The following is a 16,682-nucleotide window of genomic DNA, read 5'->3' on the forward strand; positions in this document are numbered from 1 at the left end:
GCTACTCTTTCCCCTCATCTCCATAAGACCTATTGGCAGAAAGATACGCTTTCCATTAATCAGTATAGATCAGTACTGTCGATCGTCCAGTTTTTGTACAGTATTAGCTTTTGTTCGATTTGTGCTGAGGTTTTGGTGGGAATCTGATCTGTTTGCGGAAAAGCCTCCGGTAAATATTTATTCAATCTGAGAGCAAATGAGATCGAACGCAAGTAATGAATAAAAACAAACTATTGATAATAATGATAATTTCCTATTGTTGATGCGCTTCACGATCTGGGCTGATCTTAGCTGTTATCTTGCCTGCCTCGAAGGGAATGCACGCTAGCCTTCTGATAATAAAAGCATTTTTTACACTTGCATTTTCTTTCCGTTTTAAAAGGATACACACATGGCAAATATTCGACCAACATCTAATCACCCTAATGGTTTTAGCGGCTTACCTTGGTATGAAATGAGGGAAAACCTGCTTTATCCAACAGTTGCACACCCAAAAGGCTGGAGTGGATTTCCATGGTTTGAAGTCAGAGAAGACAACAAAATCTATGCGACAGCAAATCATCCGGAAGGCCCGTCTGCATTGCCTTGGTTTGAAGTAGATCGTAAATACATCAGTTGCACCATTAACCATCCTAAAGGTTGGCACAGTTGCCCTTGGTATGAAATTGTTTAAAAGTAAATTTCAACGATGATTTGAAATGGTCTCTTAAACAGAAAAGTAAGAGCAGGGCAAAACAAGGTTTGCCCTGTCGGCAATTTCCCGGTCAACCCGGTTTTGGTTCAGTTCTGGTACAGTTCAGAACAGTTTCAACCCAAACGCATTTTTCACTCTGTTTAGCACATCACCTGTTTCATCCTTAGCTCTCTCGGTTCCGGTCTTCAAAACTTCCACCAGTTGTCCTTTGTCGCTCATTAATTTTTCTCTGCGCTGGCGTATAGGCTGAATCAACTCTTGCAGGCAGGATTCAAGAATGGCTTTAGTTTTCCCGTCACCTAATCCACCGGCACGGTATTGAGCCTTCAGTTCTTCAACGTAAACTTTATCCGGATAGAAAGCATCAAGGTAGGTAAACACCACATTGCCTTCCACTTTGCCCGGATCTTCAATTTGCAGGTGGCCCGGATCGGTATACATGGCTCTAACGGCTTGTTTTATTTCTCGTTCGGTTGCGCTGAGTAAAATGGCATTTCCCATCGATTTGGACATTTTGTTTTTACCGTCAGTGCTTGGCAGGCGTGAAACAGGGCTTAGTAGTGGCTTACATTCTTTGAGAATCGGCTTGTTGGCAATGCTATTGAGTTTGCGCACAATTTCATTGGTTTGTTCAATCATCGGTAGTTGGTCATCACCGACTGGGATCAAGGTGGCGTTAAAAGCCGTGATATCAGCTGCCTGACTGATCGGGTAGGTCAGAAACCCAGCCGGAATAGAACGACCGAAGTCTTTTGATTTGATCTCGTTTTTTACTGTGGGGTTGCGTTCAAGCCGGGAGATAGAAACAAGGTTTGAATAGAACATAGAAAGCTCAGCTAATGCCGGAATAGCCGATTGCAGGCAAATGGTTGTCAGCGCCGGATCAATGCCGACAGCCAGGTAGTCAGCCACTACATTCAAAATATTGGATGAGACTTTTTTCGGGTTATGACCGTTATCGGTTAAACCCTGCATATCTGCTACCAGAATAGTCTGATGATATTGATGCTGGAGCTGGACACGTTGCTGAAGGGAGCCGACATAATGGCCTAAATGAAGCTGTCCGGTTGCACGATCGCCGGTCAGAATTTTTTCTTGCGATACTTGATTAGAGAGTGTTGCAGACATATATCTTACCTCGAATTTGGCCGTCCAGAGGCAAGACATTGGTGATCTGTTGTGATCCTATTGCTGCCATCTGGCGGCAATAGAACAAATACAGTTAAGCGCCGCGCTTTAATTCAAAGCACGCCACCAAGATGGGATGAAAAATACGGGTTTATTAATTTTCATGAACTCCAAGCTATCAGCCCGAAAGGGGATACGCAAGTTCTTATTTATGAAAATGTTCTGGTGATAACTTGTGATGCCCAAAACAACCATCTGTTCGACTATTATGGAAATAGGCACCTAGGTATGGAATCTATGAATGGGTGTTGGAATAGGTGTCGGGAGTGGAAATGCTTGAGATTGATGCCGCGCGTGCAGTTATAGCGATTGAACAATACATCTCTGATCTATGTGATGAGAGAAATAAGCATTGCGTGGTGATGGGATTAAGCGGTGGAATTGATTCTGCTGTACTCATCACCCTTGCTGTACGGGCGGTAGGTGCTGACAGGGTAAAAGCGTATTTTCTGAAAGACAGGGACAGCGAATCAGACTCCGAAGTTAAAGCCCGCACTATGGCTGATTGGTTAGGCATTGAACTTCAGATCCGGGACATCTCACAAGTGATGGGGCAAAAGGGGGTCTATGCCCCTTTGATAATGCGTATAAGTCGGCTGGGTGCACCAACCAAGCGATTTTTATTGTGGCTATATCAGGTTGTTTTTCGCGAAACCGCACATTTGACGACTATTAAGGGCGGCAGTGGTCACTTGGGACGAAATCCTTTAAAGCGCCTGATTTATCGTTTTTGTATTACACCGCTGGTGAAGAGTTTTAATATCCGCCATATATTCCGGCGCAAATTAATTGAAAAGGAAGCAGAGAGGTACGACGGAATTATTATTGGTGCAGCGAACAGAACTGAAGAGCAAGCCGGCTGGTTTGTTAAGAAAGGAATTGACGATATGCCCCTGCAACCGATGGCCGGGTTATATAAAACTCAGGTTTGGCAACTCGCTGATTTTCTCGGGCTACCGCAAACAATACGTGAACAGCTTCCTTCTCCGGATATGGTCAAAGGTGTTACTTCCGAGATGAGTATAGGAATAACCTACCGGCGGTTGGATGAAATACTGGATTACATTGATCGCGGTTTAACCGAAGAGGCGATTATAGCCCGAGGAATTACAAAACAAGAGCTGACTAATACCCGCGATATTCAGTTTTATTCTTCCTGGATGCGCGACTCACCACATGAGACACCACCGATAAACGGCCTGGCAGGAAGTTCTTACAGAACAGACTCGTGATATCTCTCTATTCTTGTCATTGTTATGACACAGTTTGTTTTTCTGCTCGTGTAATATTTGACCATTGAATGGTGAATTACATTAAGGATGTCGTAATGGACAATAATCAAAAAGGACTCTTTTTTCTCGGTATATTTCTAGCAATTGGTTTGAGTATTGCCGGTTATTTTATCAGTCAGACAATTTATAACTCGAAAGTGGCATTAAATACTGCGGAAGCGAAAGGTTTGGCAGAAAGGCGAGTTCGGGCAGATACCGCAAACTGGGATTTGGTTTTCTCAGTATCAGGTAAAGCCAAAGCAGAATTACCTGATCTTTATGCCGAAGCAGAAAAACGTCAGAAAATAATAATCGAGATGCTGAAAGAAAAAGGCTTCGAAGAAAATGAAATTGAAATCGGAGTGATTGATTATTATCCGGAAGAATATCGCGATGAAAATCAGAACCTGGTTGACCAGAAACATAACTTAGTCGGCTCTATTACGGTGAATACTCATAAAGTAGATTTGGTTGCAAAAGTGCGAGCAGATGTGAATACCTTGATTGCCCGCGGGATTGATATTGAAAACCGTGCGCCAGTTTACCTGTTTACCAAACTGAATGACATCAAGCCTGACATGTTAAGAGAAGCAACCAAGAATGCTCGCCTTGCTGCTAACGAGTTCGCGCAGAATGCTGGAGTGACGGTTGGGGGAATCCGCAGTGCCCGTCAGGGAAGCTTCTATATCAAGGATGCCGGTAACAGCTACGGTGACACCGAGAAGATTGAAAAAGATGTGCGCGTTGTCACCACAATCACTTTCTACCTGACTGATTAATAGATGCTTTTGCTTTAGCAAATGAGAAGAGATTCTGTTTTGGACTCTTCTCATTTTTTTGTTTTTAACTCGTTATATGTTTCAACTCTCTCGTCAATTCGCCTATTGATATCCCTGCTTATAGACATGAATTAACCCTTACAAGTAAAATACGCCCCCTTCAAATAAAGCAAAATAGACAAGTGGGTTATGTCGCTATGAGAAACAAGTTTGAGTTATTGGCACCGGGTGGCGATATTGAGTCTATAAAAGCGGCGATTGTTGCAGGTGCAGATGCAATATATTGCGGGCTTGATAATTTTAATGCCAGAAATCGAGCGACAAATTTAACATTTGATAACTTAAACGGTGTGGTAAGGCTTGCTCATAAACGTAACTGCAAAGTATTTCTGACGCTTAACATTATTATTCTTGAAAGTGAAATCCCTGCGATTATCCGCCTGCTGAATAAGCTGGTGAATACCAAAATTGACGGGGTAATTGTTCAGGATCTGGGTCTGTTCTATATCCTGAAAGAGCATTTTAAAGATCTGGATGTACATGCTTCCACCCAGGTAAACACCCATAATACAGGGCAAATCCGCTTTCTGAGTAAGCTGACAGCCAGCCGGGTGAATTTGTCCCGAGAGCTGAATATCGGTGAAATCAAACACTTGTCCTATTTTGGCATCGAGCATAACGTTCTGACAGAAGTCTTTGTTCACGGCTCATACTGTATCGGTTTCTCCGGCTTGTGCTATATCAGCTCGGTTCGTAATGGCAGCTCAGGTAACCGTGGTCGTTGCAGTCAGCCATGTCGTGATCAGTACCAGACCACGACCGTCGGTAAAGATTACCCGCTTAACATGAAAGATAACTCCGCATTTTCAGATCTGAAGGAGTTGGTTGATGCCGGTGTCTATTCCCTGAAAGTGGAAGGGCGAATTAAGAAATCTCATTACGTTTATACGGCTGTCGATAACTGGAATCGTCAGTTGAATAGCTACTGCAACAGCGGTGAGGTGTTGACAGATAACAGCGAGCTTTACACCGTATTTAACCGTGACTTCTCGAACGGTTATCTGATGGGGGATATCCACAAAGGGATGTTCATTGATAACCCGCGTGATAACTCGGCGAAGCATTTTGCCAGCCTGAGCAACTGCAATACGGAAGACGGCTTTAAGCAGATTAAGAAAAAACTCTACGATGATAAGACAGAGATCATCAAGACAGTTGAAGCCAAAATCAAAGATCTGAGTATTGATAAGTTGCCGCTGGTTGTGACCGTATCCGGGCAGGCTGGTACAAAACTGAAAGTCACAGTGACTTCGCCGGAAAACACGTTTGAGGTTTATTCTGAGTCTGAGCTGATTAACTCTGACAAGTACACCATCGATCGTACTTGTAACGAAAAGTGGCTTAAGTGCCTGAATAATGAAGATTATATTATTGAATCGTTCAACAGCGAAGAACTCGCAGGTAGCTTATATGTACCGTTTTATGAATTGGCTGAGATGAAAGATCATATCGCCTTTATCATAAATGGTTCGAAGACGCGGATTAAGGCGATTGATACTCCTAAGCTGGAAAAAACGGCATCGCTTGCAACCCAGCCGAGTTTGTCTGTTTTGATTTCAGCAGAGAATGATGTGGCGCTGTGTGACAGCACATCAGCTGATATTTATTATCAGCTGCCTGATGGTTTGCATGCTGAATTATCTAAGCTGGTTGAGCTGTTCAAGCAGAACCCGAAATTGATCCCATGGTTCCCTGCAATTCTGATTGGGGAAAACTATGAAGCGGCAGTCGCGTTCTTAGAGCAGGTTAAACCTGAGCTTATTGTTACGAACAATACTGGTGTGGCTTATGCAGCATATGAGCAGGGTATCGATTGGGTAGCAGGCCCGCAACTGAACGTCACTAACTCCTTCAGCCTGCAATGTATGAAAGAAGAGTTCAACTGCACAGGCTCTTTCATTTCCAATGAGATTAAGAAGCAGCAAATCAAACATATTGTCAGGCCGCATAACTTTAAGCTGTTCTACAGCATCTATCATCCGATTATGCTGTTAACCAGTCGCCAGTGTTTGTTCCATCAAACCGTTGGCTGTAAGAAGAAGCGCTTTGATCATCGCTGCCTGAAAAAGTGTGATAAGTCGGCATCGATTTTAAGCCTGAAGGATTCCGCTTTTGTGGTGGATAAGCAGCGTGGCAGTCATAACACCATGTACAGTGAGCACAATTACCTCAACCTGGATATCCTGACAGATCTGCCGGGAATGTTCTCCAGCTACTTCATTGATTTGAGAAATATTCAGACTGCGACGCAGGTGACGGTAGATAAAACGTCTGTCATTGAAAGGTTCCAGCATCTTATTGATGGGACGTCGACTGTAAGAAGTGAAATTGAGTCAGTGATAGCTCCGACTACTAAGTCGCAATATATCAAGGGACTATAGCATAGCTGAGGGTTATACCCTAGTATCCAATTAGTTCATACCTCAGGCGCCGGATAGAGATATCCGGCGCTTTTTTTGCGGTGGTGAAATTGAGCGTACTGATTAAAAAGGCAATATTGTACTTTGTATTTTTATTTGTGTGACATATTATTCCACCTGACGCATGTGCAGTGGTGCTCATTGCTTGGTTGATGGGACATTTTTGACTGATATTAATGGTTGATAGCAGATGAATGTCTGGTTCTTGTTTTCTGTCGATTAAAACTTATTGACTTTCGATAAGAAGTTGCTGTTTAATGAATTCGAACGCTGTATAATTCTATACAATAAATGACAAAGTGCTACATAAACTCGCGCATGGCTTCGGCATAATTTTGCTTTGAGAACTGTGGGATTCGGGCCGGTGGTCTGAAGGCGTTCTGTATTAATTTCTTATCAACGACGGAATAGATTATGAAAAAGCGCTGGATCGCAGCGTCACTGACAGCTGTTTGTTTGGCCGGAGCAGGGTATTACGCTTATCCGGACGCAGAGACTAATGACATGTTGCCTTTGATTACGGCTGCAACAGGAACAATTGAAAAGCAGGCAGTGGCTGTCGGACAGATTGTTCCGGCTCACTCGGTACAGATTAAATCTCAGATCGAGGGCATAGTAGGTGAGGTTTACCATAAAGTTGGTGAAAACGTTGAAGCAGGTACACCGCTTTTCAAAATTCGACCGAATCCTACACCGGTTCGCCTCACCGAAGCCGTGACACAGCTGATGACAAGTGAAGCTGAGTTGGAATCTTCGCAACGAAAGCTGGAAAACTTGCAGCGTTTGGTAGACCAGAAAGTCGTACCGGAAAACTACGGTCAGTACATTGAAGCTAGGGCTAACGTTAAGCGGGCCAAAGCTGATTTACAGCAGAAGCAACAGAATCTGGATCTAATTCGAAGCGGTGAGTCTTCAGTAGGCGAGTCAAAGCTGACGTCAACCATTTATGCTCCGGTCAGCGGGACGATTCTTAACGTAAAAGTAGAAGTTGGTGAGCCGATTATCTCTACTGAATCCAGCCAGTCAGCATCCGAGATGATGACGCTGGCAAATATGGACGACATGATTTTTAAAGGCAGTGTCAGTGAGCATGATGCCGCACAGTTGCATGATGGTATGCCTGTAACCATCACGCTTGCACCATACCCGGAAGCTGAGCTGACAGGCACTTTGAGTAAAGTTGCTGTTCAGTCAGAAAAGCTGAACTCTTCATCCAGTAATAGCAGTAACAGTTTTGACAACGGATTTGAAGTTGAAGTCAGCAATATTTATTTTCCTAAAGGGCTGACCATTCGTTCCGGTTTTTCAGCAACTGCGAAAATCATTTTGAAAAAGGCGGAATCAGTGACCACGATTCCTGAGCGTGTTCTTCAGTTTAGCGGTGAAAATCCGGAAGTGCTGGTGGCTGATGACTCTGAACAAGGTTTTCACACAGAGCCAGTTAAGTTAGGGCTTTCTGATGGAATAAACGTTGAAGTGGTATCCGGGCTGAAAGAAGGCGATGAAATCGTTGACTCCAGTATGATGGGTGCGCCGAATGTTTAGTACTCAGCAGCTGATTAAGCATCAGAAAATCGTAAAGCACAGCGTAATGGCCAAGGCCATTTTATCTGGACTATCTCTGGCATTAATGACTGCGAGTTTTCAAAGCCATGCGATGACGATTGAACAGGCCTGGAAAGCAGCAAAAGCGTACGATCCTGATTATCAGAAAGCGCAGATTGGTGAAAAGATCGGAGAAACTAATGTTCGCAGTAGCCGAAGTGACTTGCTGCCTGATTTAACCCTTAGTGCAAATAGCAATTGGTATGAGCATAACGACAATACGACAGGTTACAGTGTCACGCTTAATCAGGTGTTGTGGGACAGCAGTAAGTGGTCAAAGCTTGATGCCAGTGAAGCTTTGGCAATGGAAGCGCGGTTAAAAGTTCAGCAGGCTCACAATGAATTAGCTGAGAAACTGATAACTGCTTATCTGAATCTGGCGCAGGCTCAGGGCGATTTTCGTCTTGCTCAGCAAAAGCTGGTTGAGGGTGAAAAGCAGCTTAACATTATTGAGCAGAACTTCCGTGCCGGTAAGTCAATGTCGACGGAGCTGGAAGATGCTAAAGCCAACCAGGTTGATATAGACGCAGAACTTCTCGCTAAGCAATCTTTGGTTGAAGAGCGGAAAGCCGGACTGGCAGCTTTAATTAGCAGCTTTCCGGAGCAAGTTGATGAAATCAGTACGAGTGATTTAAACAAGCCGCAAATGGCAGTGCAGAGCCAGGATGAATGGCTGACTCTGGCAAAAAATAATAGTCCTGAACTATTGGCGGCGAAACAAAAGCTTAAATCGGTCGAATTTGGTCAGGAGCAGGCCGAGTCCGGGTATTATCCGACAGTTACCGGGCAGGTGAGCTATAGCGATAATGATCGCTCAAGCCAGCATGATTTGAATGCCGGGATTACGCTGTCTTTGCCGATTGACCTTAATGGTTCCACCAAAGCAAACGTTGATCTTTCTAAGTTGGAAGTGATGCAGGCCAAACAGGATGTTCGCAGTGTTGAAATTCGCATTAGCGAACAAATCCAGACTCGTTTTAACCAGATTGATTTTGACTGGCAGCGGGTCGAAATGGCTCAGCAACAAGTAAATTCACGAGAAAGGGCACTAAAAAGCAAGCAGGCTGTCTACAATGCTGGTCTTGCGACAGCAGATGACGTTATTGATGCTCACAACAGGCTTTATGACAGTAAGAACAGCCTTCAGTCTCTGTTGTATCAATACTGGTTGCATCGGGTTGCTCTGTTAAAGTCTGTCGGTCAGTTAAACGACGATACGATTAAACATATATCACGGGCACTGCAGTCATGAGTGCGCTGATTCTGCAAACTATTCAGACTTTGTTGGCGCATAGGCTGAGAAGCATGTTGGCGATGATCGCTATCGTTTGGGGGATCGTCTCGGTATTGGTGTTGGTGGCCTTAGGTGAAGGTTTTTATCAGGTTAATACCAAAGCATTTTCAATGTTACTTAGTGATACTCAGCCGGTATGGCCTGAAATGACGAGCAAGCCATGGCAAGGTTTGCCTGCAAGAAGAGAGGTTTCAGTAACAGAAACCGAGATGAGACAGCTTGAACGTCAGCCTGCTGTGGAAGGCATCTCTGTCATTTATCAAAACTGGGAAGCCAGCGTGTCAGATATGCAAGGGCTGGGGTTGCCGGGGTATGTTCGGGGAGTCGATGGGTATTTCTCAACATGGCGGAAGCAAAAGCTAATTAGCGGCTCACGGTCAATTAGTCCGAATGATATTCTTAACCATAATCGTGTTGCTGTCGTGGGTTGGCAGTTGGCCCAAATTGGTGGTTTGAGCCTTGGCGGTGAGTTAAAGATAAATAGTATTCCGTTCACTATCATCGGTGTTACCGAGGAAAGCGAAGGCGGTTTTCGGATGGATAATGATGAGCAGCAGGTGATAATCCCGTCTTCTGTGTTCACGGATATCTGGCAGAAAAATCCAGGGATGTTGATTGTGCAACCGGCGGAAGGTATATCCGGTGTGGTATTGCGCAAAAGTCTGATGTCGTTCTTTGCCAAACAGCAGCACTTTGATCCGAGTGACAATCGCGCTATGTATATGCCTGATTTCAGCAAAGATGCGAAGTTCTTTACTACTTTACTTCGTGGTATTCAGATGTTTCTTGGTGCAAGCGGGGCGATGACCCTTGCTGTTGGTGCTTTGGGTGTAGCCAATATTATGTTTCTGTCCGTAACGGAACGAACCCGTGAGATTGGTATCCGCCTTGCGATAGGAGCAACACCGGGGAGCATTTTGGTTCAGTTCATGACTGAAGGTGGAATTTTAGTGCTGGCTGGAACTGGTGTGGGGCTTTTATTGTCTTATGGTTTTGTTACCGCGATGACAGTTATCGGAATACCTGACTGGCTGGGGATTCCGCAAATCACGCTTGATGCTGTTTTGATGGCGTTGGGGGTAACTGCTGTGCTGGCAATGATGGCGGCATATTTTCCGGCGAAAAGGGCTTCTAAGCTGACACCTGTAATTGCATTGGGGGCGAGGGGATAAGATGTTTTTACTTCGTCAGATATTTCAGGAAATGGCGGCAGAAAAATTGCGCCTTAGCCTGACAATTCTTGCTGTGGTATGGGCAACAGTGTGTATCACAGTGATGTTGTCTGTCGGTGAAGGGGTACGTCAGGGCTTAATCAGAAGTTCAGAAAGTGGCAATGGTAAACTGATTTATTTAAATGGTGGTTATGTCAGCAAAAACTTTGGGCATTTTCACCAGGGGCAGCGTGTAAACCTCAATCCGGAAGATATTGATTTAATTCGTGCTCTGCCTTCGGTAAAAAAAGCGGAGCCAAGTGGTTATTGGAGTGCAGATGTCACAAATGGAGATAATGGAACATGGCAGTCTCCACTGGCTGTTTATCCCGGTTACCGTGACCTGATGGGATTTAAGATGGTACCGGGTAGTCGCTGGTTTAATCCGCTGGATATGAAAGAGCAGCGAAAAGTGATTGTTCTTGGCCAGAGTGCAGCTTACCTGCTCTTTAATGACAGTGATGAATTTGATTGGCTTGATTCACCGAAACTGACGTCAAATCCGGTTGGTAAAACCGTTAAAGTGGGGAATGAAGATTTTACCCTGATAGGTTTAATAGAAAGTAGCAGCGCCAACGTTGAAAACGGTGTGCCGCTGGATTACGCCGTATTTGTGCCTTTTACCACCTGGCGAAGGTTCAATCCGAATGAGGCAATCAATGCTATTAATATTGAACCGGTAAAAAAAGTGGATCGTCTGCAACTGGCGAAGACTGCGAAACAGGTAATCGCCCGTAAATATGAAGCCAGTATGGTGGATGAGCAGCTTATTCAGACTCAGGATCTGCTGTTGCGTCAGAAAACTATGCGACGCTTTTTGATTGGCCTGCAAAGTTTCCTCGGTGTTATTGGTTTGGTCACCTTGGGTGTGGCTGGTATCGGTATCGCCAATGTAATGTATGCAACGGTGAAACGTGCTACACGGGACATCGGTATCCGGATGGCAATCGGTGCGACACCGGGGGATATAAAACGGCATTATTTACTGCAGTCACTGCTGACAATGGCAATTGGCGGCATGTTAGGACTCATGCTGACATTCAGTTTGGTAGAGCTTCTGCAAAGCTTGCCGTTTGATGGCAATGCAATTTATGAAGAATTAGGGAAGCCGAAACCAGAGCTTTCAGTCTCCATCGTAATCATTGTTATTCTGGCTTTGGGCCTCGTTGGTATCGCTGCCGCCTGGTTCCCTGCAAATCGCGCAGCCGGTATCACGCCTTTAGAGGCGCTTCAAAGTGAATGATTACAGGTATAAGAAAAATAGGACAAGTATGTCGACATCGACCCCATTAGTACAGCTAAGCAATATTTGTAAGTATTACCAGAGTGGTGAGGAAACAGTTCGCGCATTGGATCAGGTATCGCTGAACATTCACCATGGGGAATATCTGTCAATTTTAGGCCCTTCAGGTTCGGGCAAGTCAACTTTAATGAATGTGTTGGGCTGCCTCGATAAACCGACGTCAGGGGATTACCACCTTGATAACGAAGATGTTTCAGTGATGAGCAGCAAACAGTTGGCAGCAATCCGTAATCGTAATATCGGTTTTGTGTTCCAGGGTTTTAACTTGCTCGATTATGGCAGTGCTCTGGACAATGTGGCTTTGCCGTTGGTTTACAGCGGTATTAAGGCTAAAGAGCGCAGAGAGAAAGCTGCTTACCTTCTTGAACGTGTTGGGCTGGGTGAGCGTATGGATCACAAACCCAATCAGCTGTCAGGCGGTCAGAAGCAGCGGGTAGCCATTGCCAGAGCTCTGGTGAATGATCCTCAGATCATTCTTGCCGATGAACCGACTGGTGCGCTGGATTCCCGCTCGGGCAGCGAGATCGAAGCATTGTTTAATGAATTGCATCAGGAAGGGCGAACCCTGATTGTGGTGACCCATGATGTTGCACTGGCAAAGCGAACGCACAGAATCATCAATATCAAAGATGGTCAGGTAGTCGGGGACGAGCAATTGGTTCCGCGAGAAACTGAATTAGTTTTATGATCTGAGCTGAGTCGTTTTAGCCTGAGCTCAGGCAGAAAAAAGCCCCGGTGGAGCATGCGGTCACCGGGGCTTTTTCTTACAGCGAATTTAATGATGATTAGTGCTGAGCTACATGGCCTTCGGCAATGCTGTCTTCAGCTTTCATCATACGGTTCAGAACCGGAGTAGTGATTGCCATAACAAACGCTACAGCAAGGGTAACCAGACCGATGTTCTGGAATACTTCAGTATACAGCGGCAGAGTCTTCAGAGGATCTGTCACGTTTTCAGGAACTGCACTGAAGGAAGCAACATAACCACCAATGATGAAGGAAGCTGCCTGTGTCAGGAACCATGCACCCATTGTAAAGCCCATCAGACGCTGAGGTACCAGGCTGGCAACCATCGCAAGGCCAAGACCACTGATCAGCAGTTCACCCAAGCTCTGGAACATGTAAACCAGTACCATCCACCAGATAGAAACCATACCTGTGCTGTCAGCGAACATCATGCCGGCTGCAGCAATAGACAAGAAGCCGAATGCACACATGAACATACCCAGAGTAAATTTACCCGGCATAGACAAATCGCGGCCACGGCTGCCGTAATAAGTGTACATGTAAGCCAGGATTGGGCTACAAAGAACGACCCAGAATGGGTTCAGTGCTTGTAGGCTGACAGGGTTGATATCAAAGCCGAACAGTTCAGTACGGACGTTATAGATAGCGAAGAAGTTCAATGAAGTCGGCATCTGAGCATACAGAACGTAGAACACGATAGCCTGAAGCATCAGTACGAAAGCGACAATCATCTTCTTGCGGGTTGCACCTGTGGTTTTAAACGTCTCTTTCAGGAAGATAGACACTACGCCAACGCCGATCAGACCCAATACCATATTTGCCATGAAGATGTTCTGAAGCAACCAGGCACAAATCAGGGTAGAAACAATCGTACCCGCGATAACAATACCCAGCTTTTTCATTTCGATTGGCTGCGCATCCGGTTCAGAACCGATACCCTGAACAGTATTGCGGAACATTATGTAGCTCAACAGGCTGGCAATCAGACCTAGGCCACAGATAACAAACGCGGTTGCGTAACCGAATTTATCTGCAATGACCGGACTAAGAGACAGAGACACCAGTGAGCCGATGTTGATGGACATGTAGTACAGGGTGAATGCACCATCCAGACGGCTGTCACCTTCTTCATAACACTTAGAAAGCAGGCTTGAAGGGTTAGCCTTGAACAGGCCGTTACCTACAGCAATAGCACCCAGTGCGAAGAAGATGAAATTCGGATGAAGGATTGAAAAGCCCATCATGAAGTAGCCAGCCGCCAGTACAATGGCACCGAAGATCATGGTGCGCTTGGTACCCAGTACGTGGTCACCGACATAACCACCAACAGAAACCAGGCCGTAAACCAGTGCAGCAAATGCACCGAAGGTAACAAATGAGTCCTGTTGGCTGAATCCCAGCTGTTGTACGAAGAAGACCGCAAGAATACCTTGCAGACCGTAGTAACCAAAACGCTCCCATAATTCGATGAAAAATATCATTTTAAATGGTTTTGGTTGGTCGAAAATGCTTACTTTATTGGGCATAATAGAGTAATTCTCTGCTGTTATTGGATTTGGGTGGTGATTAAAACTCTTATGCGAGTTGAATAAAGTGATATTGTCGATCGTTTAAAGATGTTTCATGTGACTGCTGTCGCATAACCGGATGGATGTCGGTAAAAAATCGCGTGCTGAGATGAAAAAACAGTCAAAACTTTGCTTTTAATATGCTGGGGCGTGTAACAATTGTTCCCATAGAGTTTCACTTTATCTTATGGGAGGGGGGCGGTGGGTAGAAACTGTTATTTCAGGATCAGGAAAGCAGGAAATCGAATATTCTTAATAACCACGAATAAACGCATCGCGACGATTAGCAGCATACAAAACGGTGAGGCAATACCTGAAAATACGCCGATGTTTATCAGCAAAATATAAAGGCAGCTGCCCAGGATCACCGGTGTGGCATAAAGCTCTGTGTTGTTAAACATGGTTGGGCGATTGGCAATAATATCCCGGATCACACCGCCAAATACTGCGGTGATCATACCCATAAAAATGGCAACATAAGCAGCGAAACCGAGAGAATACAGGTTTGCCGTCACTAATATCGCAAACAGAGACACACCAATGGTGTCAAACAGTATCACCATTCGTTCTACCAGAGATTTACGAATTTCCTTAATCAGGAAGAAGCCTGCGCAGGCACTGAATAAGGCAACCCAGAAATAGGTTTGATCCCGGATCCAGAATACCTGTTCATCGATAATGATATCCCGAAGCGTGCCGCCCCCCAAAGCTGTTACCCATCCGAGCAGGATTACGCTGACAATGTCTTTTCCTTTATTTGACTCGGCAAGTACACCACTCAGGGCAAAGGCCACAATGCATAACATTTCCAGAAGATATACGAACAGGTCCATCCTTATCCCGTTTTAGTAGCTGTTATTTATGATGAACTTATCATTACATGAATACTGATTTACTTTGCTCTGAATCCTCGCAAAACGAGTATTCAGTTTCGTTTGTCATCATTTTTTCTGCTCGTTTTACTTCGTTGAGAAGCCTTACTTCAGTTATCTCTCGTGAGCAAAGTGCTGTTGACTGTATTAATTTGAAATACGTTTTTGTTAACTGAACAATTTTATTATTCATTGATTTTCCGGCTGTTAAATTTACTTCGATTCATGGCCGTTAAGGTACGCTAAGCTCATGCATGATGTATAATGATTAAAATGTTTTTAGTATGAGCTAAACTAATAATGAAATTGCCACCTTTACGAGCGGTGCAATGTTTTGAAGCTGTGGCGCGATTGGGAAGTTTTTCTAAAGCTGCTGATGACTTACATGTTACTCAAAGTGCAGTCAGCCACCAGGTGAAGTTGCTGGAAGAATACCTCGGAGACACCTTGTTTAATCGTCAGGGAAGATTTTTATCTTTAACTGATGTGGGAGAGCGCTATTTTTCGGAAGTTAGCCAGTCGTTAGTGAATTTATCCAGAGTCAGTGAAGAGATCCGTGAAGGTAAATCCGGACAAATTCGTTTGGCTCTTTATAGTTCACTGGCAGTGAAATGGCTTATACCAAGATTGGATGATTTACGTCAGACATATCCTGAAATTGATGTGGTGCTGACAATGGTTGCGGATGAGCCTGAGTGTTCTGATACGGTTGCTGATTGTTTCATTACAGTGACTCCGCCAGATAAAAATTACGTCAGTGAGTTTTTGTACTCTGAGCGACTATATCCGGTATGCGGAAAAAAACTGTGGTATGAAATTAAAGATAAACCACTTCCTGAAGCGTTATGGCAGCACCCTTTGCTATCGGTGAAATATTCATCATCAGCCACCAATCAGCCGGAAGATTGGACTAAATGGTGTGAACGTGGTGGTTTTGAGTTACCTGAGCACGTCAATATCAGCTATTTTAGCCATGTGTTACTTGCAGCTGAGGCGGCCAGATACGATCAGGGTATCAGCCTTGTTAACGATTATCTGATTACGGAACAAGAACAGCATAATTTTGTGCGAATACCGTTGCACGAGTTGCCAACCGGTGATGATTTTTACTTTGTGTACAAGGCGTCACGAGCCAGACAAAAAGAGCTTATTAAGCTCGGTCGTTGGTTAAAGCAGCAGTGCCTTTAGTAGGCTGATGATCTGCCTGTTTTAGTACTTCATTGAAAGCAGGCTCTGTATGCTTTGCTGATAAGAAAAAAGTGTATATCATAGTCTGTGACCTGAATCGGTCATATCTAACCAATTAGCGCCTGGCTCGCAGGTGCGTTTATATCACTAATATGGAGAGCCTGTTATGGCTAATAAGCGCAAGCAGAAAAAGCTTGAGTTAGTTGTGAATGAAACTAACCCGCAAATTGAAACAGAGCACGGTCGCGGAACTATTCGCGATAATGCATTAAAAGCGGTTGTGACCAGTAAAGTATTTGCAACTCGTGTTGTTAAGGCGAAAAAAGGAAAAGGCAGCTTCAAACGTAAAGGGAAATACGCAGGACGAGAGTCCTATTCAATAGCAGCTTAATTAGCGTTGTTATTGAATAGGACTTTCTTTTTCCCTGTTAACCAGACCAGTCTATACTTTTAATCCGCCTCTCTATTTTTATAGAACAACA

At 44.6% G+C, this 16,682-nt stretch carries 14 protein-coding genes; 11 read left to right on the plus strand and 3 right to left on the minus strand.

Going from position 1 to position 16,682, the window contains the following annotated elements:
• Positions 1-391: 391 nt before the first annotated feature.
• On the plus strand, positions 392-673 hold the full coding sequence (locus C942_RS01115) for a hypothetical protein (RefSeq protein WP_007461492.1): 282 nt from the start codon (positions 392-394) through the stop codon (positions 671-673).
• A 123-nt stretch (positions 674-796) separates the two neighbouring features.
• Here the strand turns inward: C942_RS01115 and trpS are convergent, their stop codons facing one another.
• Positions 797-1,822 (minus strand): tryptophan--tRNA ligase, encoded by a 1,026-nt coding sequence (gene trpS, locus C942_RS01120; RefSeq protein ID WP_007461493.1) that lies wholly within the window; start codon positions 1,820-1,822, stop codon positions 797-799.
• A gap of 332 nt (positions 1,823-2,154) precedes the next feature.
• Between trpS and nadE the strand changes: the two genes are divergently transcribed.
• The 8 genes from nadE (at position 2,155) to C942_RS01160 (ending at position 12,513) form a co-directional block, all read left to right on the plus strand.
• The gene (nadE, locus tag C942_RS01125; protein ID WP_007461495.1) at positions 2,155-3,114 is read left to right on the plus strand and encodes an NAD(+) synthase; all 960 of its coding nucleotides are present in this window, start codon (positions 2,155-2,157) and stop codon (positions 3,112-3,114) included.
• A gap of 95 nt (positions 3,115-3,209) precedes the next feature.
• Complete coding sequence (locus C942_RS01130; RefSeq protein ID WP_007461498.1) at positions 3,210-3,932, plus strand: SIMPL domain-containing protein; 723 nt, start codon at positions 3,210-3,212, stop codon at positions 3,930-3,932.
• Between the two features lie 197 nt (positions 3,933-4,129).
• A complete protein-coding gene (locus C942_RS01135) occupies positions 4,130-6,373 on the plus strand; it encodes a peptidase U32 family protein (protein ID WP_036798210.1) in 2,244 nt (747 codons plus the stop codon).
• A 453-nt stretch (positions 6,374-6,826) separates the two neighbouring features.
• Complete coding sequence (locus C942_RS01140; RefSeq protein WP_007461501.1) at positions 6,827-7,957, plus strand: efflux RND transporter periplasmic adaptor subunit; 1,131 nt, start codon at positions 6,827-6,829, stop codon at positions 7,955-7,957.
• A 46-nt stretch (positions 7,958-8,003) separates the two neighbouring features.
• Positions 8,004-9,269 carry a TolC family protein gene (locus C942_RS01145; RefSeq protein ID WP_051035686.1) on the plus strand — a complete coding sequence of 422 codons (1,266 nt, stop codon included), beginning with the start codon at positions 8,004-8,006 and terminating at the stop codon, positions 9,267-9,269.
• Entirely contained in the window at positions 9,266-10,483 is a 1,218-nt protein-coding gene (locus C942_RS01150) for an ABC transporter permease (RefSeq protein WP_007461506.1), read from the plus strand. Before C942_RS01145 ends, C942_RS01150 begins: the two co-directional genes overlap by 4 nt.
• A gap of 1 nt (position 10,484) precedes the next feature.
• Positions 10,485-11,765: an ABC transporter permease gene (locus C942_RS01155; RefSeq protein WP_007461508.1), complete on the plus strand. Its 1,281-nt coding sequence runs from the start codon at positions 10,485-10,487 to the stop codon at positions 11,763-11,765.
• A 28-nt stretch (positions 11,766-11,793) separates the two neighbouring features.
• A complete protein-coding gene (locus C942_RS01160; protein ID WP_007461510.1) occupies positions 11,794-12,513 on the plus strand; it encodes an ABC transporter ATP-binding protein in 720 nt (239 codons plus the stop codon).
• A 97-nt stretch (positions 12,514-12,610) separates the two neighbouring features.
• Here the strand turns inward: C942_RS01160 and C942_RS01165 are convergent, their stop codons facing one another.
• On the minus strand, positions 12,611-14,098 hold the full coding sequence (locus tag C942_RS01165; protein ID WP_007461512.1) for an oligopeptide:H+ symporter: 1,488 nt from the start codon (positions 14,096-14,098) through the stop codon (positions 12,611-12,613).
• A 257-nt stretch (positions 14,099-14,355) separates the two neighbouring features.
• Positions 14,356-14,973 (minus strand): trimeric intracellular cation channel family protein, encoded by a 618-nt coding sequence (locus C942_RS01170; RefSeq protein WP_007461514.1) that lies wholly within the window; start codon positions 14,971-14,973, stop codon positions 14,356-14,358.
• Positions 14,974-15,312: 339 nt separating this feature from the next.
• Between C942_RS01170 and C942_RS01180 the strand changes: the two genes are divergently transcribed.
• Both C942_RS01180 and C942_RS01185 read left to right on the plus strand, forming a co-directional pair.
• Positions 15,313-16,200: a LysR family transcriptional regulator gene (locus C942_RS01180; protein WP_007461518.1), complete on the plus strand. Its 888-nt coding sequence runs from the start codon at positions 15,313-15,315 to the stop codon at positions 16,198-16,200.
• Positions 16,201-16,366: 166 nt separating this feature from the next.
• Positions 16,367-16,591: an alternative ribosome-rescue factor A gene (locus tag C942_RS01185; protein ID WP_007461521.1), complete on the plus strand. Its 225-nt coding sequence runs from the start codon at positions 16,367-16,369 to the stop codon at positions 16,589-16,591.
• The last annotated feature ends 91 nt before the right edge of the window (positions 16,592-16,682 follow it).

The sequence above is a fragment of the Photobacterium marinum genome (assembly GCF_000331515.1).
GTDB lineage: Bacteria > Pseudomonadota > Gammaproteobacteria > Enterobacterales > Vibrionaceae > Photobacterium > Photobacterium marinum.

Bases quoted from the DNA above. Each gene is read 5' to 3' on its own strand.
- C942_RS01150 (WP_007461506.1), top strand. From the start codon at position 9,266: ATGAGTGCGCTGATTCTGCAAACTATTCAGACTTTGTTGGCGCATAGG.
- C942_RS01165 (WP_007461512.1), bottom strand. From the start codon at position 14,098: ATGCCCAATAAAGTAAGCATTTTCGACCAACCAAAACCATTTAAAATG.
- trpS (WP_007461493.1), bottom strand. From the start codon at position 1,822: ATGTCTGCAACACTCTCTAATCAAGTATCGCAAGAAAAAATTCTGACC.
- C942_RS01135 (WP_036798210.1), top strand. From the start codon at position 4,130: ATGAGAAACAAGTTTGAGTTATTGGCACCGGGTGGCGATATTGAGTCT.
- C942_RS01155 (WP_007461508.1), top strand. From the start codon at position 10,485: ATGTTTTTACTTCGTCAGATATTTCAGGAAATGGCGGCAGAAAAATTG.
- C942_RS01160 (WP_007461510.1), top strand. From the start codon at position 11,794: ATGTCGACATCGACCCCATTAGTACAGCTAAGCAATATTTGTAAGTAT.
- C942_RS01170 (WP_007461514.1), bottom strand. From the start codon at position 14,973: ATGGACCTGTTCGTATATCTTCTGGAAATGTTATGCATTGTGGCCTTT.
- C942_RS01180 (WP_007461518.1), top strand. From the start codon at position 15,313: ATGAAATTGCCACCTTTACGAGCGGTGCAATGTTTTGAAGCTGTGGCG.
- C942_RS01145 (WP_051035686.1), top strand. From the start codon at position 8,004: ATGGCCAAGGCCATTTTATCTGGACTATCTCTGGCATTAATGACTGCG.
- C942_RS01140 (WP_007461501.1), top strand. From the start codon at position 6,827: ATGAAAAAGCGCTGGATCGCAGCGTCACTGACAGCTGTTTGTTTGGCC.
- C942_RS01185 (WP_007461521.1), top strand. From the start codon at position 16,367: ATGGCTAATAAGCGCAAGCAGAAAAAGCTTGAGTTAGTTGTGAATGAA.
- C942_RS01130 (WP_007461498.1), top strand. From the start codon at position 3,210: ATGGACAATAATCAAAAAGGACTCTTTTTTCTCGGTATATTTCTAGCA.
- C942_RS01115 (WP_007461492.1), top strand. From the start codon at position 392: ATGGCAAATATTCGACCAACATCTAATCACCCTAATGGTTTTAGCGGC.
- nadE (WP_007461495.1), top strand. From the start codon at position 2,155: ATGCTTGAGATTGATGCCGCGCGTGCAGTTATAGCGATTGAACAATAC.